At 71.7% G+C, this 25,202-nt stretch carries 22 protein-coding genes; 15 read left to right on the forward strand and 7 right to left on the reverse strand.

The window, feature by feature from the left end; genetic code table 11:
- On the reverse strand, positions 1-981 hold the full coding sequence (locus ABZS77_RS13650; protein ID WP_354822183.1) for a DUF2804 domain-containing protein: 981 nt from the start codon (positions 979-981) through the stop codon (positions 1-3).
- A gap of 253 nt (positions 982-1,234) precedes the next feature.
- Here ABZS77_RS13650 and ABZS77_RS13655 point away from each other — a divergent pair, with 253 nt between their 5' ends.
- The 3 genes from ABZS77_RS13655 (at position 1,235) to ABZS77_RS13665 (ending at position 5,266) form a co-directional block, all read left to right on the forward strand.
- Positions 1,235-2,554, forward strand: a complete 1,320-nt coding sequence (locus tag ABZS77_RS13655; protein WP_354822186.1) for a hypothetical protein — start codon at positions 1,235-1,237, stop codon at positions 2,552-2,554.
- Between the two features lie 350 nt (positions 2,555-2,904).
- On the forward strand, positions 2,905-3,381 hold the full coding sequence (locus ABZS77_RS13660) for a hypothetical protein (RefSeq protein ID WP_354822189.1): 477 nt from the start codon (positions 2,905-2,907) through the stop codon (positions 3,379-3,381).
- A gap of 55 nt (positions 3,382-3,436) precedes the next feature.
- Entirely contained in the window at positions 3,437-5,266 is a 1,830-nt protein-coding gene (locus tag ABZS77_RS13665; RefSeq protein WP_354822192.1) for a glycoside hydrolase family 15 protein, read from the forward strand.
- 76 nt (positions 5,267-5,342) lie between these two features.
- Here ABZS77_RS13665 and ABZS77_RS13670 read toward each other — a convergent pair whose 3' ends face one another.
- Complete coding sequence (locus tag ABZS77_RS13670; protein ID WP_354822195.1) at positions 5,343-7,166, reverse strand: beta-galactosidase; 1,824 nt, start codon at positions 7,164-7,166, stop codon at positions 5,343-5,345.
- Positions 7,167-7,247: 81 nt separating this feature from the next.
- Between ABZS77_RS13670 and ABZS77_RS13675 the strand changes: the two genes are divergently transcribed.
- The 6 genes from ABZS77_RS13675 (at position 7,248) to ABZS77_RS13700 (ending at position 14,005) form a co-directional block, all read left to right on the forward strand.
- Positions 7,248-8,261 carry a substrate-binding domain-containing protein gene (locus tag ABZS77_RS13675; protein ID WP_354822198.1) on the forward strand — a complete coding sequence of 338 codons (1,014 nt, stop codon included), beginning with the start codon at positions 7,248-7,250 and terminating at the stop codon, positions 8,259-8,261.
- A 166-nt stretch (positions 8,262-8,427) separates the two neighbouring features.
- On the forward strand, positions 8,428-9,750 hold the full coding sequence (locus tag ABZS77_RS13680; protein WP_354822201.1) for a carbohydrate ABC transporter substrate-binding protein: 1,323 nt from the start codon (positions 8,428-8,430) through the stop codon (positions 9,748-9,750).
- A gap of 70 nt (positions 9,751-9,820) precedes the next feature.
- Positions 9,821-10,795 carry a sugar ABC transporter permease gene (locus ABZS77_RS13685; RefSeq protein WP_354822204.1) on the forward strand — a complete coding sequence of 325 codons (975 nt, stop codon included), beginning with the start codon at positions 9,821-9,823 and terminating at the stop codon, positions 10,793-10,795.
- 11 nt (positions 10,796-10,806) lie between these two features.
- Positions 10,807-11,685: a carbohydrate ABC transporter permease gene (locus ABZS77_RS13690; protein WP_354822207.1), complete on the forward strand. Its 879-nt coding sequence runs from the start codon at positions 10,807-10,809 to the stop codon at positions 11,683-11,685.
- Between the two features lie 19 nt (positions 11,686-11,704).
- A complete protein-coding gene (locus ABZS77_RS13695; RefSeq protein WP_354822210.1) occupies positions 11,705-11,884 on the forward strand; it encodes a hypothetical protein in 180 nt (59 codons plus the stop codon).
- A 153-nt stretch (positions 11,885-12,037) separates the two neighbouring features.
- Positions 12,038-14,005, forward strand: coding sequence for a discoidin domain-containing protein (locus ABZS77_RS13700; protein WP_354822213.1), 1,968 nt, complete (start codon positions 12,038-12,040; stop codon positions 14,003-14,005).
- A gap of 63 nt (positions 14,006-14,068) precedes the next feature.
- Here ABZS77_RS13700 and ABZS77_RS13705 read toward each other — a convergent pair whose 3' ends face one another.
- The 3 genes from ABZS77_RS13705 to ABZS77_RS13715 are packed head-to-tail and all read right to left on the reverse strand — an operon-like array spanning position 14,069 to position 15,780.
- Positions 14,069-14,332 carry a hypothetical protein gene (locus tag ABZS77_RS13705; RefSeq protein ID WP_354822216.1) on the reverse strand — a complete coding sequence of 88 codons (264 nt, stop codon included), beginning with the start codon at positions 14,330-14,332 and terminating at the stop codon, positions 14,069-14,071.
- Positions 14,329-14,781: a DUF6220 domain-containing protein gene (locus ABZS77_RS13710; RefSeq protein WP_354822219.1), complete on the reverse strand. Its 453-nt coding sequence runs from the start codon at positions 14,779-14,781 to the stop codon at positions 14,329-14,331. The genes ABZS77_RS13705 and ABZS77_RS13710 overlap by 4 nt, the downstream gene beginning before the upstream one ends.
- Positions 14,782-14,790: 9 nt before the next feature.
- A complete protein-coding gene (locus ABZS77_RS13715; protein WP_354822222.1) occupies positions 14,791-15,780 on the reverse strand; it encodes a carboxymuconolactone decarboxylase family protein in 990 nt (329 codons plus the stop codon).
- Positions 15,781-15,924: 144 nt separating this feature from the next.
- Here ABZS77_RS13715 and ABZS77_RS13720 point away from each other — a divergent pair, with 144 nt between their 5' ends.
- Both ABZS77_RS13720 and ABZS77_RS13725 read left to right on the forward strand, forming a co-directional pair.
- A complete protein-coding gene (locus tag ABZS77_RS13720) occupies positions 15,925-17,055 on the forward strand; it encodes a sensor histidine kinase (RefSeq protein WP_354822225.1) in 1,131 nt (376 codons plus the stop codon).
- Positions 17,052-17,714 carry a response regulator transcription factor gene (locus tag ABZS77_RS13725; RefSeq protein ID WP_354822227.1) on the forward strand — a complete coding sequence of 221 codons (663 nt, stop codon included), beginning with the start codon at positions 17,052-17,054 and terminating at the stop codon, positions 17,712-17,714. Before ABZS77_RS13720 ends, ABZS77_RS13725 begins: the two co-directional genes overlap by 4 nt.
- 17 nt (positions 17,715-17,731) lie before the next feature.
- Here the strand turns inward: ABZS77_RS13725 and ABZS77_RS13730 are convergent, their stop codons facing one another.
- The gene (locus ABZS77_RS13730) at positions 17,732-18,325 is read right to left on the reverse strand and encodes an XRE family transcriptional regulator (RefSeq protein WP_354822230.1); all 594 of its coding nucleotides are present in this window, start codon (positions 18,323-18,325) and stop codon (positions 17,732-17,734) included.
- Between the two features lie 75 nt (positions 18,326-18,400).
- On the opposite strand from ABZS77_RS13730, the gene ABZS77_RS13735 reads away from it, so the two are divergent.
- From ABZS77_RS13735 to ABZS77_RS13750, 4 genes are all read left to right on the forward strand, one after another.
- A complete protein-coding gene (locus ABZS77_RS13735) occupies positions 18,401-19,975 on the forward strand; it encodes a bifunctional NAD(P)/FAD-dependent oxidoreductase/class I SAM-dependent methyltransferase (RefSeq protein WP_354822233.1) in 1,575 nt (524 codons plus the stop codon).
- A gap of 217 nt (positions 19,976-20,192) precedes the next feature.
- Positions 20,193-21,869 (forward strand): DivIVA domain-containing protein, encoded by a 1,677-nt coding sequence (locus ABZS77_RS13740; protein ID WP_354822235.1) that lies wholly within the window; start codon positions 20,193-20,195, stop codon positions 21,867-21,869.
- Between the two features lie 140 nt (positions 21,870-22,009).
- The gene (locus ABZS77_RS13745) at positions 22,010-23,404 is read left to right on the forward strand and encodes an FAD-dependent oxidoreductase (protein WP_354822237.1); all 1,395 of its coding nucleotides are present in this window, start codon (positions 22,010-22,012) and stop codon (positions 23,402-23,404) included.
- Between the two features lie 51 nt (positions 23,405-23,455).
- Positions 23,456-23,833, forward strand: coding sequence for a hypothetical protein (locus ABZS77_RS13750; RefSeq protein WP_354822239.1), 378 nt, complete (start codon positions 23,456-23,458; stop codon positions 23,831-23,833).
- Positions 23,834-23,857: 24 nt separating this feature from the next.
- Here ABZS77_RS13750 and ABZS77_RS13755 read toward each other — a convergent pair whose 3' ends face one another.
- The gene (locus tag ABZS77_RS13755; protein WP_354822241.1) at positions 23,858-25,198 is read right to left on the reverse strand and encodes a hypothetical protein; all 1,341 of its coding nucleotides are present in this window, start codon (positions 25,196-25,198) and stop codon (positions 23,858-23,860) included.
- Between the last annotated feature and the right edge of the window lie 4 nt (positions 25,199-25,202).

Below are 25,202 nucleotides of genomic sequence, written 5' to 3' on the forward strand. Positions count from 1 at the left end.
CTACCAGCGGTTGCGCGCCTCCTCGGCCCAGCCGACGAGCCCGTCGAGGCTCACCCTCGTCCCGTCGTCGGTCGTCGCCCAGCCGGAGAAGTGCCCGAAACACTGGTGCGTCTCGTTCGCCACCACACCCAGGTTGGTGCGGGCCACCTTCTCGTGGAACGGCTGGAACTCGGCCTCGACCCGTTCCCCGCTGATCCGCCACGGGCGCAGCCAGTCCGACCGGTCGTAGGTCCAGCGCAGCTCGTCGCCAATCTTGTGCAGCCGACCGTCGACGAAGAGGCCGTTCTCGGTGACACCGGTGCCGTCGGTCCACTGGCCGCCGAGCTGGATCGCCCGTCCCGGGGCCGCGCCGGCCGCCCAGTTCCAGGTGATCGAGTACGGCCACCTGCCGCGACCGTGGTCCAGCACGGCGAACGCGTCCGGGCCGCCGATCTCGAACGTCCGGCCGTGCAGGTCGAGGGTGCCGTGCACCGGGCGGCCGACGTCCTTGACGGTGTACTGGAATCGGGTGGGGCTCCACGGCACGACGACCCCGAGCGACTCGTGGCCGGCCGGCAACGGCACGTCCACCTCCAGCCGTACGCCGGGGGCGCTCGCCGAGATGGTGGTGCCGTCCGGGCGTTGGGCGATCCGGATCACCAGGTCACCGCCGCGTGCGCCCGCCTCGCCCACGCCGCAGTGCGGCGGCAGCGCCGTCCCGCGCGCCAACGGCACCACCGTGTCGGCCTTGGTCTCGGTGCCGCTGTCCCGGTCGAGCACGTAGACGCTGTGCACGCCGGCGTAGTCGAGCGACGAGGCGACCAGCCCGACGATGTGCCGTGGGGTCACGATGCCCCAGTACTCCCATCGCTTGGTCCGGCCCCAGCCGCGCAGGTTCGCGGTGTGCAGGGGGCGGCGGGTCCAGCCCACCGCGGCGGGATTGAGCCGCCCGTCCCGTTGGCACAGGTCGACAGGTGAGGACAGCTCACGTTCGTGCGTCACGAGGTGCACGATAGCGCCCCACCGCCCCGCCGGCTTGACGGACACATCGATGCGCCCTACGGTCATACGACATCGGACATACGATGTCATAGGCCCGGGCGTCCCGGCCCCGCCTGCGGCCACGAACCCGCACGAGACCGGCAGGAACCCCCTCGCCATCGGCCGCCTCAGCCCCACGCGGCCCGACGCTGCCGGGCGGCCACGGACATCGGCGTCCCTGGCCCTCCGGCATCCCCTCAAGGAATAGGACCCCATGAAGCTGTCTGCCCTCGGCCGTATCGCTGCGGCCACAGGCATCGCCGTGCTGGCCACCGCCGTGCTCCCCGGCACCCCCGCGGCCGCCGCACCGGTGAAGAGGAAGATGCTCCCCGTCCTGGTGGAGTTCAGCGACGCCTCCTTCCAGTTCCCGGACAAGGTGAAGGCGTCCACGCCGGACACCTACTTTGGGACGAAGAGCGACTCGGCCGCGTCGTACCTGTCCGAGGTGTCGCGCGGGCAGTACACGCTGGTGCCCGCCGTCAAGGAGCAGTTCCTCGGCCCGATCAAGCTGAACCTGAGCGCCGCCGGCTGCCCGCAGGGCAAGATCAACCAGATGACCCGGGAGGAACTCACCAAGCGGGGCCTGGTCGCGGGCAAGGACTACGAAAGCCTCTCGATCGTCTTCCCGGCACAGAAGACGAACTGCCCCTGGGCCGGCCTCGCCACCCTGCCCGGCCCGACCACCTGGATCAACCTGTACGGCACCGCCAGTGGCATCGACGTCGTCGGCCACGAACTCGGGCACAACCTGGGTTTCGGACACCAGGGTCGCCTCCAGTGCCCCGGCGGCAACCTGGGGGCCTGCAAGTCGGCGGGCGCCAGCCACACGAGCATCATGGCCGGTGGGTACCGGCCGGCCGGCTTCTCCGCACCGGAAATGATCCGTGCCGGCTGGCTCTCCGGCGGGGCGTCTGTCAAGGTCACCAAGTCGGGGGTCTACACGCTGCGCTCCCTGCACGGCAAGGGTAGTGGGACCCGCGCCCTGGACATCGCCCTGGGCGGCGACCGGCTCGTCATCGAGTACCGCCACGCGGCCGGCAACTTCGACGCGAAGCTCGAGGGCGTGCACGCCTACCGCGTTCCCAAGGGCTCCTACGGTGCCTCGTCACTCATCGACACCACAGCGGCGAACAAGACGGCCGCCAACAACGCACCGGCCAACACGGACGCCATCACGAAACTGACGGACAAGGCCAGCAAGGTGTCCGTCGCCGTCGTCTCCTCCGGCGGCGGTCAGGCCAAGGTCAAGATCGCGCTCAACGGCGACCCGCTCTCCGCGGTCGACGCGGCTCCCTCGAAGTCGGCGACCCCAACCCCGAGCGCCGCCACCCCCACCCCCACTCCCAGCGCGAGCGCCGGCACCGACACCGAGGCCGCGACCGACGGCTCGGAACTGGTCCCCGAGTCCGGCTCCGAGGACCTCACCGCCGGCGGTCGCTCGACCCTGCCGCTCGCCGCCGCCGGCGGCGGTGCCGCCCTGCTGGCGGCCGGCGCGGGATTCCTCCTGCTCAAGCGCCGTCGCAAGCGCGCCTGACCGGCCTGTCGGGCTCCGGACGTCCGCCGCACGCGGTCGACCGGGGCCCGACGCGCTGTCCGTCAGCACGCCTGTCCGGCGAACCGCCGGTCGGGCGCCTGTCCTGCGCCTAGGGTAGGTCCGGGTGACCGCCGGGGCGGAGAGTCGAATGCGGGCTCACGCCACGGACGGTGCTGTCCCTGCCTCTCCCGTGCGAGCCGGAAGGCGTGCGATGTCCGGGCTCAGATGGCCGTGCCGCGTACGGACCGGCGGCATGGTTCCCGTTCGACAGGTGCCGCCACGCCCGCCTGTCCGCGCCGGCGCGTACAGGTGTCACGCGCGGCAAGCCGACGACGCCGGCTCCCGCTGAGATGGACTGGGCCGGATGGGCGCTGTTCGGGATCGTCGCCACCGCGGCGCTGACCGCGTCGATGATCACTGCTCAGATGGTCGGGCTCACCCGTCTCGACCTTCCGCTGGTGCTCGGAACCATCGTCACCGAGGATCCCGACCGGGCCCGGGTCGCGGGGTTCTTCATGCACCTCGCCGCAGGCCAGGGCTTCGCTCTCGGGTACGCGGCCGTGTTCGCCGTACTGCATCGCGCCACCTGGTGGATCGGAGCACTGCTCGGTGCGCTGCACGTCGCGATCGCGTTGACCGTGCTCCTGCCTCTGCTGCCCGGTGTCCATCCGCGCATGGCGTCACATCGGTCCGGCCCGGCCAGCACGGCGGTGCTGGAGCCGCCCGGCCTGTTCGGTCTCAACTACGGCGTTCAGACCCCGGCCGTCACGGCTGTCGTCCATGTCATCTACGGGGTGGTCCTCGGGCTGCTCCTTCAGGCCCGGTGAGCGGCACCGGGCGTGGCGAGCGGGGTCGCTCGCCGCTCGTCGCCGGTGGTTCTCCGTGAGCGGGGTCCCCCTGGCCCACCAGCGGTCTCCGGCACCCATCACCGACTACGGGCTGTTGAGTGACACCCGCACCGCGACCCTCGTCGGCGCTGACGGCGGGATCGACTGGCTCTGCGTACCCCGTTTCGACGGCGACCCCCTGTTCGGCCGCCTGGTCGGCGGCCCGGCGGCGGGGGCTTTCCGGGTCGGCCCCGCCGCGCCCGCCCCGGTCGTCGAACGGCGCTACCGGCGGCACAGCGCCACGCTGGAGACGACGTGGACGGTGGACGGCGCTCGCCTCACCCTCACCGAGGCCATGGTGGCCGAACTCGACGGACGGCTGCTGCCCACGACGTTGCTCGTGCGGCGCCTGTCCGCCCAGGGAGGTCCGGTCGACGCCGTCGTGGAATTCGATCCCCGGCTCGGCGCCCGGCACCGCCGACCGAGGGTCCACCACCGCGGCCGGGATCTCGTGTGTGAGTGGGGGTCCCTCGCGGTGTCGCTGGGCTGCGCACCAAACCTCACCGTCGAACCGGGTACGCCCACCGCGCTCACCGTCACCCCGGGCGATCCGGTCACCATCGTGCTGGCCATCGCCCATCGCGAACCGCTGGTCCACGTCGAGCCGGCTGCGGCCTGGGACCTTCTCGTCGCCGACGAGGACCGTTGGCGACGCTGGGCCGCGGACATCGACGTCTCGCTGCCGTTCCGGGAGAGCGTCGTACGCAGTCTGCTGACCCTGCGGTTGTTGACCTATTCTCCCTCGCAGGCGCCGGTGGCCGCACCGACGACGTCGTTGCCGGAGGACCCCGGCGGGGTGCGCAACTGGGACTACCGCTATGTCTGGCCGCGAGACGCCAGCATCAGTGTCAACGCGTTCCTCGGCGTCGGCAAACTCGACGAGGCCAACGGATTCCTCGCCTGGCTGCTGCACGCCAGCCGGTTGCAGCGACCACGCCTGCCGGCGCTGCTCACCCTGGACGGCCGCCACGTACCGCGAGAGCGGGAGCTGCCCGGTTGGCGCGGCTACCTCGACAGCGTGCCGGTACGGGTCGGCAATGCCGCCGCCGAGCAGCACCAGCTCGACGGCTACGGCTGGGTGGTCGACGCCGCGTGGGTGCTCGTGCAGGCGGGACACCCCCTGAACTCGGAGATGTGGCGGGCGGTACGCGGCTTCGCCGATCTGGTCGCCCGGCGGTGGCCGGAGCCCGATGCCGGCATCTGGGAGGTACGCGAGCCCGTCCAGCATGTGCATTCCACGCTCATGGGCTGGCTCGCCGTCGACCGTGCCCTACGCATCGCCGACACCCACCGGCTCTCCGAGCGGCAACGCCGCCGGTGGCAGCGCGCCCGGGATGCCATCGCCACCGATGTCCGGCTCCGGGGCTTCGACCCGTCGCAGGCAAGCTACGTCCGCGGCTACGGCTCGTCAGAGCTGGACGCGGCACTGCTCGTCCTGCCGTTGCTTGGCGTCGACGATCCCGGGTCGGCTCGGGTACGCGGCACGGTAGACGCCATCCGCGACCGGCTTTCCGCCGGTGGCCCGCTCCTCTACCGCTATCCACCGGGGCGCGACGGTCTCCCCGGCTCCGAGGGCGCGTTCCTGCCCTGCTCGTTCTGGCTCGTGCAGGCCCTCGCACACACCGGACGACGCGCGGAGGCGGTCGAGTTGTTCCGGGAACTGCTCGGACGTGCCAATTCACTAGGCCTCTACGGCGAAGAGGTGGACCCGGCGACCGGGGCGTTCCTCGGCAACTACCCCCAGACGTTGACCCACGCCGCGCTGATCCAGGCCGCGCTCGCGATCCGGGACGCCCCGAGCGCCGATGAGGGTGCCAGGGAATGACCATGCGCCGGGCCACGGCGGGCGGATCCGGTGCCGCGATCGGGCTGAAAGCGCGGCACCGTACCCCGCTCGTCGGTCACTCGAACTCCTCGACGTACTCCTCGGTGGGGCCCAACTCGGGCCGGTCGCGCAGTTCCAGGACGGAGCCGAGGCGGTCGGTCTCCAGGACGACGACTGTGTTCTCGCCGCTGCGCAGCAGTGGCGCCGGGCAGTAGAGAGTGACCTGCGGGCCGATGTCCCAGTAGCGGCCGAGCAGGAACCCGTTGACCCAGACCAGGCCGTGCGCGCAGCCGGGCAGTGCCAGGAAGGTGTCGGCGGGCTCGTCGAGGCGTACCGTCGCGACGGCGAAACCGGCGCCGGTGCAGGCCGGTCCGGCACCTGTCGCACGGCGCAGGTCATCAGGTGTCCACTCGGTCAGGGCGATGGGGGAGCTGGTCCAGCCGTGCACGATCCGGCGATCGACGAGCACCGGGCCGAGCAGGCCCTTGTGCTGTCCGACAAGCGGGCCGTAGTTGATCCGGCCCAGGTTCTCCACCAGGATCTCCAGGCGCACGGGCGCGCCGGTGCCGTGAATCGGGATATCCGGGTGCGCACCGTCGGCCACTCCGATCGGTACACCGTCGGCGAGGACGACGGCCCGGTCGCGCACGTCGGTCAGGACGATGGTGTGCTCGCCCGGGGGGATCTTCGGGTGGGCGGTGAGCAGCACCATCCCGGCGTCCAGGCCGAGCTGTTCGAAGGTGGCCGGCCGTGGCCCCGTCGACTCCGGTGCCGGTACGGCGCGCAAGCCGGCGATCAGGTCGGCCTGGTGGGTCAACGGCACCCGCGCCGGCGCGAGGACCGGCATCCGCTCGGGCACCCGCAGCGGGCCGGTGGCGCCCAGCGCCCTGCGCATGGCGTGGAACTTCGCGGTGAGCGTCCCGTCCTCGGCGATCGGCGCGTCGGAGTCGTAGCTGGTGATTGTGGGTTGCAGCCGGCCTCGTTCCGCGTTGGCACCGGCCGACAGCCCGAAGTTGGTGCCGCCGTGCGCCATGTAGAGGCTGACGCTTCCGCTCTCGGCGATGATGGCGTCGAGAGTGCGGACGGCGCTGTCCACGGCGCGCACGTGGTGCCGCTCGCCCCAGTGGTCGAACCAGCCGTTCCAGTACTCGGCGACCACGAACGGTTCGTCGGGGCGGCGCTGGGCGAACAGGGCACGGGCGGCCTCGGGCTTCGAGCCGAGGGTGGCGGCGGCGAGCGTTCCGGGCACCGTACCCGCGTCGTGCATCAGCTCGGTGGGGCCGTCGGCGGTGAACAGCAGCTCGGTGATGCCGCGGTCGACCAGGGCCGCGCGATTCCAGCGCAGGTACGCCTCGTCGTCGCCGTAGCTGCCGTACTCGTTCTCGACCTGTACCGCCACGACCGGTCCACCGGCGTGCGTCTGCTGCCGCGCGATGCGGGGTATGAGGTGGTCGAACCACCGCTCCACCGGTTCGGTGAAGGCCGGGTCGGAGGTGCGCAGGGCGACGTCGCGGGCGGTGAGCCAGGCCGGCAGCCCGCCGTTGGACCACTCCGCGCAGATGTACGGGCCGGGGCGCAGGACGACGTCGAGGCCCTCCTCGCCGGCGAGCGCGATGAACGCCTCCAGGTCACGCCAACCGTCGAAGCGGGGTGCGTGATCCGCGTGCGGTTGGTGGAAGTTCCAGGGCACGTACGTGTCGAGGGTGTTCAGACCCAGGTCGGCCAGCCGCCGGATCCGGTCGCGCCACAGGTCGGGGTGGACCCGGAAGTAGTGCAGGGCGCCGGACAGGAGGCGGTGCGGGACCCCGTGCCGGTGGAGCTGGCGGTCGTGCCAGCCGAGCGCGGGAGAGGGTCTCGTCGGCGGCGCTACCGCGCTGCCCCGCCGGGTCGTCTCGATCATGGCGGCAGCCTATGTTACCCGTGCCATTTCTAACAATGCCGATAGGATGCGGCCGTAACAGGTTTCCAGGAGGGCGGCCCGATGACCGAGGCGACAATGCGTGGCAAGCAGCCGAGCATGGCTGATGTGGCACGCGCCGCCGGTGTGTCCGCGCAGACGGTCTCCCGCACCCTGCGCGACTCGCCGAACGTCAACGCCGAGACCCGGCGGCGCGTGCTCACCGCCGTCGAGCAGCTCCGATACCGGTACAACGGCGCTCCCCGGCTGCTGTCCTCAGGCCGCAGCTTCACGCTCGGCCTGGTCCTGCTCCAGTCCGGCGGCTACTACTCGCGCTCGGCGGTGACCGCCGGGGTAGAGGCGGCCGCCGGGCAGGCGGGCTACTCGGTGAGCATCGCGACAATCGCCGAGCTGGACACCGCCATGATGGAGAAGTCCCTGCTCAAGCTCTCCGATCAGGGCGTCGACGGCATCGTCATCGCCGTCCCGCTGATCTCCGTGACCCAGCGGATGGAGGACATCACCCGGGACATCCCCACGGTCACGGTGGACGGCTCGCGCACCACCGGCGCCCGGGTGCTGGGCATCGACCAGCACGAGGCCGGGCGGATGGCCACCCAGCACCTGCTCGACTCCGGGCACCGCCAGGTGTGGCACGTGGCGGGACCGGACGAGTGGATCGAGGCACGGCAGCGCCGGCAGGGCTGGCAGGAGTGCCTGACCGCCGCCGGAATCGACGCGCCGCCAGCGCTCGAGGGCGACTGGTCGCCCGAGTCCGGCTACCGCCAGGGGCAGATCCTCGCGATGATTCCCGAGGTCACGGCCATTTTCGTGGCCAGCGACGAAATGGCGTTCGGCGTGATTCGGGCGCTGCGGGAGCGCGGCCGCTCGGTGCCCGCGGACGTGTCGATCGTGAGCGTGGACGACATCGAGCTGGCGGCGTACTGCCACCCACCGCTCACCACCGTCCGCCAGGACTTCTACCGCTCCGGGGCCGCCGCCGTGGCGCTTCTGCTGGGCACCGAGGACGCCGGCGAGTCGGGGGCGCAGCCGAGCCTCATCGTCCGGGAGTCGACCGCCGCGCCGCGGTCCCGCTGACCCCCTGACCCCCTCCGCGCTGTCGGCACATCGTTCTTGACGGCTCATGTTACGGGTGCCACAGTAACAACGCATGGCCGCCCCGCGATCTTGTAGGCCCATGCCATGCCTCGTCCACGCCGCTCAATTCCGCACCGCCGTGCGCACCGCCCATGGAGGACCCCCCATGTTGAGAAGACCACTCGTCCTAGCGGTCGCCGCAGCGACAGCGCTGAGCCTGCTCGCTGGCTGTTCCGGAGGCGACGACGCCGCCGACGGCAAGAAGACGCTGAAGATCGCGGCCTTCGAGGGTGGCTACGGCCGGGACATGTACGTCCAGGTCGTCGACGCCTACAAGGCGAAGCACCCCGACGTAGATGTGCAGCTGCAGCTCTCGAAGACCCTTGAGGACGAGATCAGCCCCAACATGAAGGCTGGCAGGTTCCCCGATGTCGTGGTGCTGCCCCAGGGCCGCAAGGCCGCGCTCGCCGAGACGCTTGTCAAGGACAAGGCGCTGGAGGACCTCACCGGCGTCCTGGACATGACAGTGCCGGGCGAACAGTCCACCGTGCGGTCCAAGCTCGCCGACGGGATCGTCGGCAACCTCAGCACCAACCCGTACAACGACGACAAGACCTACCTGATGCCGATGTACTACGCGCCAACCGGCCTGGTCTACAACAAGGGCCTCTTCGCGCAGAAGGGTTGGCAGGTCCCGACCAGCTGGGACGACATGTTCAAGCTCGGCGACGCCGCCAAGGCCGAAGGCATCGCGCTGTTCACGTACCCGACCGCGGGCTACCTGGACTCGTTCTTCTTCGCGCTGCTCGCGGACGTCGGCGGTGAGCAGTTCTACAAGGACGCCATGACGTACTCCGAGGGTGTCTGGAAGACCGCCCAGGCGCGCCAGGTCCTGGACATCACCGCCAAGCTGCTGAGCTACGCGGCGAAGACGACAGTGGGGTACGCGAACGAGCAGGACTTCACCAAGAACCAGCAGTCCCTGCTCGACAACAAGACCCTCTTCATGCCGAATGGCACGTGGGTCGTCGGCGAGATGAAGGACGCGCCGCGCACCACCGGCTTCGAGTGGGCGATGGCCCCGCTGCCGGCGGTCGCCGCCGGCGCCAAGCGCTACCTGACCACCATCGTCGAGTCGGCCTGGGTGCCGAGCGGCGCCCAGAACAAGGACGCCGCGAAGGACTTCGTCGCGTACCTCTACTCCGACGAGGCCGCCGGCATCTTCGCCAAGGCCAACGCGATCCAGCCGATCAAGGGCAAGGCCTCGACGCTGTCCCCCGAGATCGCCCCGTTCTACCAGCTCTACGAGGACCCGAGCATCTCCGCCCTGGTCGGTGGCTTCGCCAGCACCGCGCCGGTCGAGGGCGTGAACATCAAGGGCACGCTCTTCGACACCGCGAACAGCATCATCAGCGGCGACAAGACCGTCGACCAGTGGCAGACCGCGCTGAACGACGCCAGTGAGAAGTTGCGGCAGGCGGGCAAGTGACGCCCCGGCGGCAGCCCGTGACCGGGCTGCCGCCGATCCCCTCCCCCGCGAGAACCAAGGACTGGTCACGGTGACGACGACCCTCACTCCACCAACCCCGGGCGCCAGCGAGCGAGCGCCCGGTCGATCCCCGGCGTCGACGCGCGGTACCGCCGCACGCGGCCGACGCGGCGACGGTCGGTTCGTCGCCGCCTGTCTGCTGCCGGCGCTGGCACTGTTCGCGCTGTTCATGATCTGGCCGACCGTCAGCGTGTTCCGGATGTCGCTCTACAGCTGGAGCGGCTTCTCGGCGCAGATGCGGTTCATCGGCCTGGACAACTTCAGCAAGCTGATCGACGACGAGCAGTTCCTGCGCGCGTTCCAGAACACTGTCGCGCTGCTCGTGGTCGTGACCGTGGTGACGATGGGGATGGGCCTGTTCCTCGCGGCCGTCATGACCCGGCAGAAGCTGCGCGGCCACACCCTCTACCGGTTCGTGCTCTACGTCCCGAACGTGCTCTCGGTCGTGGTCATCGCGGCCATCTTCTCGGCCATCTACGACCAGGAGAACGGCCTGCTCAACGGCACCCTCCGGCTGCTCTCGCTGGACGGACTGCAACGGGTGTGGCTGGGCGACCAGAAGCTGGTGCTCTACTCGGTCGCGATCGCGATGCTGTGGCAGTCGCTGGGCTACTACATGGTCATCTACATGTCGAGCATGGCGAGCATCCCTGAGGAGTTGTACGAGGCCTCGGCGCTCGACGGCGCGTCGGCCGCCCGGCAGTTCTTCGCCGTCACGCTGCCGCTGATCTGGCAGAACCTGCGAACGACGCTCACCTTCTTCATCCTCAGTGCGGTCAACCTCAGCTTCGTACTGGTCCGGGCGATGACCGGTGGCGGTCCGGACGGCGCGTCCGAAGTGCTGCTCAGCTACATGTACAAGCAGGCGTACACGAACTCGACCTACGGCTACGGCATGGCCATCGGCGTGGTGATCTTCGCCTTCTCGTTCCTCGTGTCGCTCCTGGTGAGCCGCGCGACCCGGCGTGAGCCCCTCCAGTTCTAGAGGACACTCCCATGACCACGATCAACAAATCTGGTCCGCGGCCCGGCCGTGGCCTCACCCACCTGCTCGTCGGCGCGATCACCCTGCTCATCGTGGTCCCGGTCGGCTGGGTGCTGGTGGCCTCACTCAAGCGCAAGAGCGAGTTCTTCGGCAGCCCCTGGACTCTGCCTGAGGGCCTGCACCTGCAGAACTACGTCGACGCGTTCGGCGGCGCGCAGATGGGCAGCTACTTCGCCACGTCGGTGCTCGTCACCCTCCTCGGCCTGATCTTCGTGCTGGCGGTCTCGGTGCCGGCGGCGTACGTGATCGCCCGGTACGAGTTCCGCGGCAAGCGCATCGTCGAGGTGGCGCTGCTGGCCGGGCTCTTCGTCAACGTCAACTACATCGTGGTGCCGATCTTCCTGATGCTTGTCGACTGGGACCGCGCACTTGTCGACGTGTTCCCGGACGGGTTCTTCCTCGACAACCCGGCGATGCTCTCGCTTGTCTACGCGGCGACCTCGATCCCGTTCACGATCTACCTGTTGAGCGCGTACTTCCGGTCGATTCCGGGGGACTTCGAGGAGGCGGCGCTGCTGGACGGGGCATCCCGCTTCCGGATCATGACGCGGGTGATGCTGCCGATGGCCCGCCCGGCGGTCACCACGGTGATCCTGTTCAACTTCCTGGCCTACTGGAACGACTTCATCATCGCGCTGACGCTGCTGCCCGGTGAGGGCAAGACGTTGCAGGTCGGCCTGCTCAACCTGTTGGCCGCGCAGAAGGCGGCCGCGGACCCCGGGCGGCTCTACGCCGGCATGGTCATCGTCATCGTGCCGGTGCTGCTCCTGTACGCGCTGATCCAGCGCCGCCTGATCCAGGGCATGGCCGCCGGCGGCGTCAAGGGCTGAGGCCCGAGAAAGGGATGTCATGAAGGAACCGACCCGTGCCGCACTGCTCGTCGTCGCCCGGACACTGGTCGCGCTCGCCTGCGTCGTCACCGTGGTGGTCGTCCGGCCCACGGTCGGCTGGGGCAACCTCGCGATCATGCTCGTGGCCCTCGCCGTGCTGATCGGCCTTCTCGCGGACTACAACAGAAAGTTCCGGTGACCCGGACCGGCGTCGGCCGAGGAGCCCGTGGTCCCCCGGGCCCGTCGCTGGCCTCACCCCCGGTCGTACGCGCAGCACAGCTCCAAGGAAGTGAACTGCTCCCCACCACCCCCATGGTTAGGACTTCCGATGCGTTTGTTCAGGTCCTCGTTGGTGGCTTTGACCACGCTAGCCACCGCAATACTGGTCGCCGCGCCCCCCGCCGCGGCAGCCGCAACGAACTACTACGTCGACTGCTCCGCGAGCACTTCGGGCAGCGGCACCCAGGCCAGCCCCTGGAACAGCTTCACGCCGGTGAACGCCAAGACGTTCGCCGCCGGAGATCAGATCCTGATCCGGCGAGGCACGACCTGCGCCAACCAGCAACTCTTCCCCAAGGGTTCCGGCGCGGCCGGCGCACCGATCATCATCGACGCCTACGGCAGCGGCGCCAAGCCGGTGCTGGCCGGCAACGGTGCCGTCATCGACGTCGTGAAGCTCTACAACCAGCAGTACTGGGAGATCCGCAACCTGGACATCTCCAACAAGGGGTCGGCGATCGCCACCCGCCGTGGCGTGCACATCATCCGCGAGAACTCCGGCACCGGCACCTACTACCGGGTGACCGGGCTCAGCGTCCACGATGTCAACGGCAACCAGACCAAGAAGGACGACGACGCCAGCGCCGGCATCTTCTTCGAGGTCCTCGGCTACACCACGCAGACGAAGTTCGATGACGTGCTGATCAACAACAACACGATCGCCACCGTCGACCGCTACGGCATCCACTTCTGGACCCGCTGGATGGTCCGACCCGAGCTGGCCAACCCGAACTGCGGCTCCACCTGCGGAAACTGGCTTCCGCAGACCCGGGTCGTCGTACGGGGCAACACGGTCACCGACATCGGCGGCGATGCCATCGACGTGCACCACACCCAGAGCGCCCTGGTCGAGAACAACCGGGTCGACGGCTTCCGGGTCCGCGAGCCCGCGCAGTGCGCCGCCGGCATCTGGGGCTGGAACATCAACGACGCCGTGTTCCAGTTCAACGAGGTCAGCGGTGGCCGGAGCACCTGTGACGGCCAGGGCCTCGACCTGGACGAGGGCAACATCCGCACCATCTACCAGTACAACTACAGCCACGACAACGAGGGCGGCTTCATCCTGCTCTGCAACGGCGGGGGTTCCACCACCAAGGACAACATCGTGCGCTACAACATCAGCCAGAACGACCGCGGCCAGATCTTCGACCTGGTCTGCGGGAAGCTCACCAACACGAAGATCTACAACAACGTCTTCTACGTGGGCGAGGCAGCCCAGATCATCAACAACGGCAACGGCTCAGCCGGTGCCAGCGTCGAGTTCTACAACAACATCTTCTACGTGACCACGACCCAGGCCAGCTACAACGCCGGCGCTCTGCTGTTCGACTCGAACGTGTTCTACGGCCAGCACCCGGCCGGCGAACCCACCGACTCGAACAAGATCACCGCCGATCCGCTGTTCGTCTCGCCGGGCACCGCCACCTCGATCAGTGACGCCGGTGGCTACCGGCTTCGCGCCGGCTCACCGGCACTAGCGAGTGGCCAGGTGATGACCGCCCCGGGCAGCCGCGACTACTTCGGTGGCGCCGTCACCCAGGGATGCCGTCCCGACCGGGGCGCGCACCAGCTGAGCACGGTCTGCGTGCCCAGCGCCGGCGTCATCCCCCGCACCGGCTGGTCGCTGAAGTACACGGACAGCCAGGAGACCGCCGCCGAGAACGGGGCGGCCACCAACGCCTTCGACGGCAACCTCAGCACGATCTGGCACACCAGGTACACCGGCGGCAACGCCCCGATGCCCCACGAGATCCAGATCAACCTCGGCGCGAGCTACTCGGTCTCCGGAATCCGCTACCTGCCCCGGCAGGACAGCGGCTCCGGCGCGGCCAACGGACGCATCGGCCAGTACGAGGTCTACGTCAGCACCGACGGCGTCACCTGGGGTACGGCCGTGGCCACCGGCACCTTCGCCAACAACGCCAGCCAGAAGGAGGTCCGGTTCACCGCGAAGACCGGGCAGTACCTGCGGCTGCGCGCTCTGAGCGAGGTCAACGGCAACCCGTGGACGACCGCCGCGGAGATCTACGCCCTCAACTGACAGGCACATCGGGGAGCCTCCGGCATCGCGCCGGAGGCTCCCCGCGTACCCGTGGGCGGAGGCTCACGAGTACATCAGGTGCAGCGTCATCCCCGCGAGCGACAGTGGGGCGGCGATGAGGACCTTCTCGGCCGCGAACCACCAGCCGGTGCGGGCGAGCGCGATGATCGTGACCGCGCGGGCGAGTGTGGCGAGCAGCGCGAACGCCGCCAGCCCCAGCGCGAGCGGGCGACGCCGAGCGGCGGACGCCGCGCCACCGCCCAGCCATCCGGCGGCCGCCAGGACCGCGATCACGAGGTCGGCCGCGAGGAGCGAGCCGGTGGTCATGCCGGCTCCCCCTCGCGAACCGTCACGGGTGCGGCGTCGACAGGTCCCGGTCGGTCCAGCTGTCGCGCTGCCCTCAACACGCCGACCACGACGTGCACCGCGATGATTCCGTTGACCGCGTGCAGCCCGGCGATGGTCAGGCCGAGCGGCGTGCTGGCGCCGGCGGCGTCGGTGGACGCGTTCGCGAGCATGGCGATGAGCGCCTGCACGACCACGAGCCCGATCGGCAGGACCGCCAGTCCGACGATCCGGCCCGGTGCCTTCGCCATCGCGGCGCACAGGGCGGTGAGCACTGTGAGAACGAGGATGACCGCCATGCCGTTGACGCTGTGCAGGGCGTACGCGCCGTCGCCGGCGGGCTTCGTGAACGCGCCCACTGCGGCGAAGACGAACTGCAGGGCGAACGAGACGAGCAACAGGATGCTGACGATGACGAACGCCTCGCGCATGGTGAGCTCCTAGAGGTGCGCCGAGGTCAGGGCCCGGGCGACGTGATCGGTGGCCGTGATCGCCCCGTACGCGACGAGCCGCACGAGGTCGGCGTCCCCCGGATGGGAGAGCCGCCACAGCGCCACGTCGCCCGCACTGATCGCGCTCGGCGCGAACGCCGCGAGCAACGCGATCCGTGTCCCGACGCGGTCCGTGCCGGGTACGTCCCGGACCAGGTCGACGGCCCAGTCCGAGGGCCGGGCCGGAAACCGCCCGTCCTCCCAGCGCACGGTGGCCGTGACGGTCTGGCGCGCCACGTCGCCCAGCAGGTCCCCGCACCGGTTCGCGGCGTCCCGCAGCGCCGCGTACGCGACGCCGACCGGACTCTGCCCCGCCCAGGCCGGCGGCGTGCCGGCGCCGGTGCCGAGCAGGGCGAGGCTGCGGCCGGGCTCCGTCGACCCCCGGACCGTCCTGGCGTAGAGCCGGCCGCCGACCGAGCGCACCAGCGGGGAGCGTTGCAGGCCGCCGGGCAGCAGGTCGGGGGCGAGCAGCGCCGAGACGATCCGGTTGATGAAGTGGAAGGCGAGCAGGGTGCCGGTGACCTCGGGGGCGTACCGGCTGGTCCAGTCGGTCGCCGTCGGGGTGCGGCTCGCCTCGGCCCAGCGGACCAGCTCGGCGTGCCTCGGCTCGGGCGGTGTCCCACCCCTGGCGATGATCTCGGCCAGCTCGTGCTCGCCCAGGGCGTGCAGCAGCATCACGTGGGCGTCGAGGCAGAACGGGCAGCGGTTGGCCCGGGACACCGCCGCGGCGACGACCTCACGGTCGACCCGGGACGCGCTCCCGGCGAGCAGACCCTCGCGCATCAGTGCCCAGGTCGCGGCCAGCACCTCCGGTACGGCCGCGAGGGCCTGGAAGGTCGGCACCGGCCCGAGGAAGTCGTCCCGCAACTGCTGGTAGACCCGCGCGGTCGTACCGGTCGCGGCCCTGGCCGCGGTGGGGGTGAAGAAGCGGTATGTCATGGGCTCGATGCTTGCCGCGACGGGCCGGGAAAGCGTCGTGCCGCCGCAGACACCTGCGAGGTCGCCGATACCGCGCCCGCGGTACGTCCTCCTACCACGGGCGGTGGATGCCCCCCGACGACGGCCCGTTCTACAGTTCGACACATGCGCCGCGACCTGCCGTACGCCCTCAGCGGCCTCGCCCTCGGCGGCCTCCTGCTCGGTAGCGCCGCGCTCGCGCCGGACGCCGCGACGATCCGGGCGCTCGACGTCGTCCTGGTCCTGGCCATGGCGGCGGCCCTGGCGGTGTGCCGGCGGTATCCGCTGGTGGCGCTGGGTGTGGTGACCGCCGCCATGCTGGCCCTGCACGTCCGGGTCCACCCGGGAGTGTCCGCCGCGTTCCCCGTGCTCGGCGTGGTGAACGTCGCGGCCTGGCGGGGGCACCGGTCGGCCGCCGCGGTCGCCAGCGTCGTCTTCCTCGGCGGCTTCCTGGCCCACGACATCTCGGTCGCCCCCGCCGACCGGCCCGGTCAGCTGATCGTCGAGCGGACCGCCCTCCTGCTCGGCTGGTTCGTGGCGGCCAACGTCGCCGGGCTCGTCGCGCGGCAGCGCCGGGCCTACCTGGAACAGGTCGAGCAGCGGGCGGTCGAGGCCGAGCGCACCCGCGAGGAGATGGCGTTGCGTCGCGCCGGGGAGGAGCGCCTGCGCATCGCCCGGGACCTGCACGACTCGTTGACCCACAACATCTCGGTGATCAAGGTGCAGGCCGGGATCGCCGTGCACCTGGCCCGCAAACACGGCACGGAACCGTCGGCCACGTTGCTGGCGATCCAGGAGGCCAGCAGCGCCGCCATGCGGGAGCTGCGCACCACACTGGACGTCCTGCGCTCCCCCACCGACGGGGACCGTCTCGGACTGGGCCGGGTCGACGAGCTCGCCGAGCGGACCAGGGCGGCCGGCGTACCGGTGCAGGTGACCGTCACCGGTCCGGCACGGGAGCTGCCCGCCGAGGTCGACCAGGCGGCGTACCGCGTCGTGCAGGAGGCCCTGACCAACGTGGCCCGGCACGCCGGCCCCGCCACCGCGCGGGTCCACGTGGAGTACGCCCCGGCGCAGCTGACCGTCTCGGTCACCGACGACGGTCAGGCGTCGCCGGGCCGGACGACGACGCCGGGGGTGGGCCTGCGGGGCATGCGGGAACGGGTGGCCGGGCTGGGTGGCACCTTGCGGGCCGCCGCCAGCGACGACCGGGGTTTCGCGGTACGGGCGACGTTTCCGGTGGACGGCCCGGCATGATCCGGGTCCTGCTCGCCGACGACCAGGCGCTGATGCGGGCCGGATTCCGGGCACTCCTGGACGCCGAGGACGACGTGGAGGTCGTCGGCGAGGCCACCGACGGCACGTCGGCCGTCGACCTGGCGCGACGCCTGCGCCCGGACGTCGTGCTCATGGACGTGCAGATGCCGGGGCTCGACGGTATCGACGCCACCCGGCGCATCGCCGCTGATCCGGACCTCGCCGCCGTGCGCGTCCTCATCCTCACCAACTACGGGCTCGACCCGTACGTGTTCGCCGCACTCCGCGCGGGCGCCAGCGGTTTCCTGCTCAAGGACGCCGATCCCGCCGACCTGCTGCGGGCCGTCGCCGTCGTGGCCCGCGGCGACGCGCTGCTCGCCCCGGCGGTCACCCGGACGCTCATCAGCGAGTTCGTGGCCGGCCCACCGCCGGCCGAGCCGACGGCCGGACGCGAGGTGCTGACCGCCCGCGAGCAGGAGATCGTCGAGCTCGTCGCCCGGGGGCTGGCCAACGAGGAGATCGCCGAGCGGATGGTGATCAGCCCGTTGACCGCCAAGACACACGTCAACCGGGCGATGGCGAAGCTGCACTGCCGCGACCGCGCCCAACTGGTCGTGTGGGCGTACGAGTCGGGACTGGTCACGCCGCGCCGCCGGTGACGTCCTCGGGCGCGCGCCTACCGTTCCCCGGTGTTCGTGGGGCGGGCGCGCACGTGCAGCCGTTCGCCCTGCGGGCCGAAGAGGACGAGGGCTTCGGCGGCTCCGGGACCGGGGTTGAGGATGCGGTGCGGCACGCGGGTGTCGAACTCGGCCACCTCGCCCGGGTCGAGCGTCAGGTCGCGGTCGCCGAGCAGCAGCCGTAGCCGGCCGGAGAGCACGTAGAGCCACTCGTGACCCTCGTGGGTCTGCTGGGTCCGGTCGCCGTCGGGCGTGTCCGGCGGGAAGATCAGTTTGAACGCCTGGAGGCCGCCCGGTCGGCGGGTCAGCGGCAGGAACGTGATGCCGTGCCGGACGATCGGCGTGGGGCGTACGCGGGGGTCGCCGGTGGCCGGGGCGTCCACCAGCTCGTCCAGCGCCACCTGGTGGGCCCGTGCCAGCGGGAGCAGCAACTCCAGGGTGGGTCGGCGGCTGCCGGATTCCAGCCGGGACAGGGTGCTCACCGAGATGCCGGTCAGCTCGGAGAGTTGGGTCAGCGTGGTCCCGCGCCGGTGGCGCAGCGCCCGCAGTCGGGGGCCGACGGCGGCCAGCGCGGCGGCGTCCTCATTTGCCATAACGGCAAGGATAGTTGCCATCCGTTCGGGGGCGACGGATGGTGGGGCGGAACGACGGACAGAGGGAGACAACCGGTGGACGAGACATACGACGTGGTGGTGGTGGGCGGCGGCGCCGCCGGGCTCAGTGGGGCGCTGGCCCTGAGCCGGGCCCGCAGGTCGGTGCTGGTGATCGACTCGGGCGAGCCGCGCAACGCGCCGGCCGGCCACGTGCACAACTACCTGGGACGCGAGGGCACGCCCCCGGGCGAGCTGCTTGCCGTCGGGCGGGGCGAGGTGGCCGGGTACGGCGGGCGGTTCCGCACCGGCGAGGTGCGGGCCGCGACCCGCGACGACGACGGGTTCCGGCTCACCCTCGACGACGGGAGCGCCGTACGGGCCCGCCGGCTGCTGGTGGCGACCGGGCTGACCGACGAACTCCCCGACGTGCCCGGGCTGGCCCAGCGCTGGGGCCGCGACGTGCTGCACTGCCCGTACTGCCACGGCTGGGAGGTGCGGGACCGGCGGATCGGCGTCCTGGCGACCGGGCCGATGGGTGTGCACCAGGCCGAGATGTGGCGACAGTGGAGCGACCACGTGCTGCTCCTGCTGCACGACGCCCCCGCGCCCGACGCGGAGACCGCCGAACGGCTCGCCGCCCGGGGCATCGCCGTGGTGCCGGGACCGGTCGCGGAGGTGGAGGTGACCGGGGACGCGCTGTCCGGCGTACGACTCGCCGACGGCCGGGTCGTGGCGCTGGACGCGGTCGTGGTCGCGGCCCGGACGGTTCCCCGCGCGGACCTGCTGGTCCCTCTGGGTCTGGCGCCGGAGGAGGTGACCATGGGCGGGCACGTCGTCGGCACCCAGATCCCGGCCGACGCCACGGGCGCGACGACCGTCGCGGGTGTCTGGGTGGCGGGCAACGTGGCCGACATCCGTGGCCAGGTCATCGCGTCCGCCGCGGCCGGCCTCACCGCCGGCGCGGCGATCAACGCGGACCTGATCGCCGAGGACACCCGCGCGGCGGTGACCGCCTACCGGCAGATGGTGGCCACGGCGTTCGAGGAGCCGGCGTGGGAGGAGCGTTACCTGTCCAAGCCGGCGGTGTGGAGCGGCCGGCCGAACCCGCAACTGGTCGCCGAGGCCGCCGACCTGCCCCCCGGACGCGCGCTGGACGTGGGCAGCGGCGAGGGCGCCGACGCGGTGTGGCTGGCCGAGCGGGGCTGGCGGGTCACCGCTGTGGACATCTCGACCACGGCACTGGCCCGCGCCGCCGAGCACGCCGACACCGTCGGGGTCGGCGACCGGATCGAGTTCACGCACGCCGACCTGCGCGACAAGCCGCCGGTCGAGGACGCGTACGACCTGGTCTCGGCGCAGTTCATGCACCTGCCTCCGGAGCAGCGGCGGGAGCTGTTCGCCCGGCTGGCCGCCGCGGTGGCCCCGGGCGGCACCCTGCTGATCGTCGGGCACCACCCGTCGGACCTGTGGACGTCGGCGCGGCGGATGCACCTGCCGGACATGATGTACACGGCCGAGGACGTCGCCGCCTCTCTGGACCCGTCCCGTTGGGAGATCGTGACCGCCGAGGCCCGGCCCCGGGCCGCCACCGACCCGGAGGGCGCCCCGGTCACCCTGCACGACGCGGTCCTGGTGGCCCGCCACCGCTGATTCCCACAGCCACGTGCGTCGATCGTGGAGTGGCGTCGGGTGACAAAGCCGGCCCACTACGACCTTCCGGGCATCACGCGTCCACGATCGACGCCGGCGGGGACCGGGTCGCGCGGGGCGGGGACGGGGCTTCGCACGGGGGCGGGCTCGGCGGTAGCGTTGCGCCACACTCACGGACCGCCGGCACCCTGGCGCCCGACCGTACGGAGGATGGTGCATGTCCATCGGCGCTGAGCCGCTCGCAGTACGCGACGATGCGGCCTCTCGGCCAACCTTCGAGCTCGCCCTGCGCGGCTACGACAAACGCCAGGTGGATCGGCACCTGGAGCAGCTCGACGGGCAGATCACCATGCTCAGCAAGGAGCACGGGCACTCGGCCGTGCGGGTCCGTGAGCTGACCGCCGAGGTGCAGCGCCTGCGCGCCGAGCTGGCCGAGCTCCAGGAGCAGCCGGTGCAGGTGGACCGGGCGTCGTTCCAGGATCTGGGCCCGATGGTCGGCGAGATCATGGCTCTCGCCGAGAAGCAGGCTGCGATGATCATCGAGACGGCCACCGACCGGGCCAACGAGCTGCGCACCGAGGCGGAGCGGATCCTCGTCGACACCCGTGAACGCGCCGCCCAGGCACGCCAGGACCTCGCCGAGGAGCTGGCGGCCCGCCGCGCCGAGCAGGAGCAGGCCCACGAGGAACGGCGCACCCTGGCCGAGGCCGAGTTGACCGCGATCCGCGAGCACGCGGAGCAGCTGCGCGTCGACGGCGAGACCGTGCACGAGCGCGCCCAGCACGAGGCGAAGCGGATCACCGAGCAGAGCGCGCAGCAGCTCAACCAGACCCGGGTTGCCGCCGACGCCTTGATGAAGTCGGCCCGTACCCAGATCCAGCAGGAACTCCAGGCCGCGCGGGCCAAGAACCAGCAGGAGATGGCGCAGTGGCAGGCCGGCGTGGAGCGGGAGGTCAACGAACGGCGGACCGCCGCCGAGCAGGAGGTCGCCGAGCAGCGGGCCGCCGCCGAGCAGGAGCTGGCCGAGCAGCGGGCCGCCACCGAGCAGCAGATCGCCGAGTTGCTGGCTGAGGCGCAGCAGCACGTGACCGAGCTGCGCAACCGGGCCGACGAGCAGGCCGCCAGCCACCAGGAGCAGCTCACCGCGTTGCAGCAGGAGATCGCCGAGCGCCGGCAGGAGGCCGCGCAGCTGAACGCCGAACTGGACACCGCCGGCCAGCAGCTCGCCGAGATCCGCGAGGAGGGCGAGACGCTGGAGAACGAGCTGTCCCGGATGCAGCAGCGGCTGAACGAGGTCCGCCGGGACCTCACTGCCGAGAGCGCCCGACTGGAGGAGGCCCGGCGGGCCGGAGACTCCGCCGAGCGGCACGCCAAGGAGGTACGCGCCCGGGTGCAGCGGGAGGCCAAGCGGGTGGCCGACCTGGCCGCCGCCGCGGTGATGGCCGCGGCGGCCGGCGGTACGGAGACCGCCGAGTACCCGATGGTGGGTGCCCGCACCCACGACCGGGTCCCCTCCGACCGGCCCGTCCCGGAGCGGCAGGGTGCCAACCTGATCAGCCTCGACCGCCCCGCCCTCGAGCAGCCCCCGGCCGACCAGGCGCGCGTCGAGCAGCCACTCGACGAGCACGAGCACGCGCGCGCCGAGCAGCAGGTCGACGAGCGCGAGCGGGCCGCGCGACCCGTGGCCGAGCGGGCGCCCGTCGAGCAGCCGGTCGAGGGCCACGTCGCTGCCGAGCCCGGTGGTTCGGACGCCGCCGACGAGCCGAAGGCCTCCGCGCCACCCGCCGAGGCACGGCCGAGCTACCCGCGGCACATCGGCGGCGACGTGCCGACGCCCGTGCCGTTCCTGGCCTTCGGCCAGCCGGTCAGCGAGAACGGCACGGCCCGCCACTGACCGCCTGACGGGTCAGCGGTGAGCGGGGCGGATTCCGCGCGGAACCGGCTCGACGGTTCCGGGGAGCTGGCAGGCTGGGCGGGTCGTCGCGCACCGGCGGCGACCCGCCGGACCGGACCGGCGACCGAGAGGAGCGCCCGGTGACCGACCGACCGGAGGAGTTCGACCTGCTCGTCGTGGGCGGCGGCAAGGCCGGCAAGACGTTGGGCATGGACGTCGCCCGGTCCGGCCGGCGGGTGGCGATGGTCGAACGCGGCATGATCGGCGGCAGCTGCATCAACGTGGCGTGCATCCCGACCAAGGCGTTGGTGACCAGCGCCCGGGCCGCCCGCCAGCTACGCGACGCGTCCGCGCTCGGCCTGGTGGTCCAGGACGGCCGGGTCGACGTGGACCTGCTGCGCGCGCACAAGCAGGACGTCGTCGAGGGGATGGTCGCCGCCAACCGGCAGCAGTTCCTCGACTCCGGGCTGCACCTGGTGATCGGTACGGCCCGGTTCGTCGCACCCCGGACGGTACGCGTGTCGTTGCCCGACGGCGGCGAACGGCTGCTGCGCGGCGCCGACGTCGTCATCAACACGGGTACGCGTCCGCACCTGCCCCCGGTGCCCGGACTGGCCGAGGCCGGGGTGCTGACCAGCGAGAGCCTGCTGCGCCTGGACCGGCTGCCGGCCCGACTCGTGGTGCTCGGCGGCGGGACCGTCGGGGTGGAGTTCGCGCAGATGTTCGCGTCGTTCGGCAGCGCGGTGACGGTGATCGAGGGCGGCCCCCAACTGCTGAGCCGCGAGGATCCCGACGTTGGTGACGCGCTGCTGCGGGTCTTCCTGCACGACGGCATCGACGTACGCGTCGGCGTGTCGGTCGCCCGGGTGGACCGCGAGACCGACGGCACCGTCCGGGTGACCCTGGACGACGGCAGCCTGGTGACCGGCGACGACGTGCTGGTGGCGGCCGGCCGGGACCCGGTCACCGACGGGCTCGGCCTGGACACCGCGGGCGTCCAGCTCAGCGAGCGGGGTTTCGTGGTGGTCGACGAATACCTGCGCACCACCGCCGAACGGACCTGGGCGGCCGGGGACGTCGCCGGCAGTCCCCAGTTCACCCACGCCTCGCTCGACGACTACCGGATCATCCGGGCGAACCTCGCGGGCGAGCGCCGGAGCACCGCCGGGCGGCTGATCCCGTACACCGTCTTCACCACCCCGGAGCTGGCCCGGGTCGGTCTCACCGAAGCCGAGGCGCGCCGCGCCGGCTACGACGTCCTCATCGCGCGTCTGCCCGTCGCGGCGATCCCCCGGGCGCGGACCCTGCGCCAGACCGAGGGCATGTGGAAGGCGGTCATCGACGCCGGCACCGACCGGATCCTCGGCGCGGCACTGCTCGGCGCCGAGGCCGGAGAGGTGATCACGTCGGTGCAGTTGGCGATGCTCGCGGGGATGCCGTGGACCGCCCTGCGGGATGCCATCATCACCCATCCGACCATGGCCGAGGGTCTCAACCTGCTCTTCGCCTCGCTCCAGGCCCGGCCGGTGCGGTGACGGAGGCCGCCCCCTCGGCGATCTCGTCGCGTATCCGGTGTTGGAAGGCGCGTGCCTGACCGCCTGTCGGCGGTGGCCCACCGTGTCGCGCGGCATCGTCGTCCCGGTGTTCAGTTCGACCTCGAAGCCGGGTTCCGCCGTGCCGGAGGCGGCCACCGCGCGCCGGTAGGCGACCAGTTCCAGCCCCCGCGCCGGGCAGGGCAGCGCCTCGTGCCGCAGCCGCGCCACCAGCGCCCGCTTCGCCACCCCGGTCAGCGGACCGGCGCTGACCAGCGCCACGTCGACGTCGCTGCGCCCGGCCTGGTACGCGCCGAGCCCCACCGACCCGGCCGCGTACCCGCCGACCAGGTCGGCGCCGAGCACGTCCCGGGCGGCGGTGACCAGGTCGTCGAGGTAACGCTGAAGATCGGAGTCCACGAGCCATCCTGACGCACGGCTCGGGACCTGGTCGGGTCACCCCGCGTAGAGCAGCAGCAGTCCGGCGACGGTGTAGGCGACCATCAGCGCCAGCAGCGGCAGCTGGCCGGCGACGGCACGAGCCCGGGGGAACAGGTACAGGGCGCGGTCGTGGGCGAGCAGGGTGCCGAGCAGGTGCCCGAGGATGATCACGGTGATCTGGAGGGTGGCGACCCCGGACGGCGTGACCAGTCCGGTGTGCGGCTGCCAGCCGGCGGTGCCGAGCCAGTTCGCGCCGGTGCCGAGGGGGTCGGACAGCAGCGCGACGGTGCGCTGGCCCTCCAGGATCAGCAGCGAGTAGTAGTGCGCCACGATGTACCCGACCGCGATCGGCACGATGGAGTGGGCGATCTCGCCGGGTACGGCACGGGTCTCGGCGGGGCCGGCGCGACCGATCCGGGCCGCGGCCCCGGTGGCGGCGAGGTACGCGACGGCGACGGCACCGATGACCAGGACCAGCCCGGTGCTGCCGGTGACCACCGGGGGCAGCCCGTTCTCCTGACTGAAGCGCAGCCATCCGGGCGCGTTGGAGAGGCTGTCGTACATCGTGGAGCCGAGCAGCACGACCACCACGGCGACCAGCCCGGGACGGGGTCGCAGCCCGGCGATGCCGTCGAGGGGGTTGCGCCACACCAGCACGCCGTCGTCGGCGCGGCCGATCGGCGCGAGCTGACCGATGAGCGTGCTGTACGTCTCGAACGGGTCGGCCCGGTCGAACCAGCCGGCGCCGTACAGCGTGGCCCCGACCAGCATGACCGTCGCGTACACGGCCAGCCAGAGGGTGATGACCGGCAGGGTGGCCCGGTCGGGCGCGACAAGTTCCAGCCACACGAACCCGAACAGGGTGCCGGCGGCCGGCCAGATCCCGACGCCGGCCGGCAGCTCCCGGATGCCGCGCCATGGATCGCGTCGTGCCGCGAGCGTGCCGAGCAGGTGCAGGGTCCGCAGCGGGTTGACGGCCCGCCAGACCGGCCCGAGCAGCAGCGACACGGGTGCCAGCCCGACCCAGAGCAGCACGTAGAGCGCCCCGGCCGTCGGGTTGTCGGCGGTGTCCGGCCCGGCCAGCAGGCCCAGGCAGAACCAGGTGGCGGCGAGCAGGCCGAGCCCGCGCAGCGCCCACCGGAACGCGGGCGCGTCGACGAGGCCGGCCAGCCACCGGGGCACCGGGCGGCCACCTGTCGCGTCGCGGTCCAGTCGCGGCTCCCGCCAGAGCAGACCGAGCGCGAGGAACGTGACGACGAGGGTGAGCGCGGCGGCGACGACGAGTTGCGGCAGCGTGATCGGCAGGTCCTGCCGGCCGCCGACGCCGTGCGCCAGCAGCGTGGAAGCGGCGGTCATACCG

The sequence above is a fragment of the Micromonospora sp. NPDC005298 genome (assembly GCF_040607375.1).
GTDB lineage: Bacteria > Actinomycetota > Actinomycetes > Mycobacteriales > Micromonosporaceae > Micromonospora.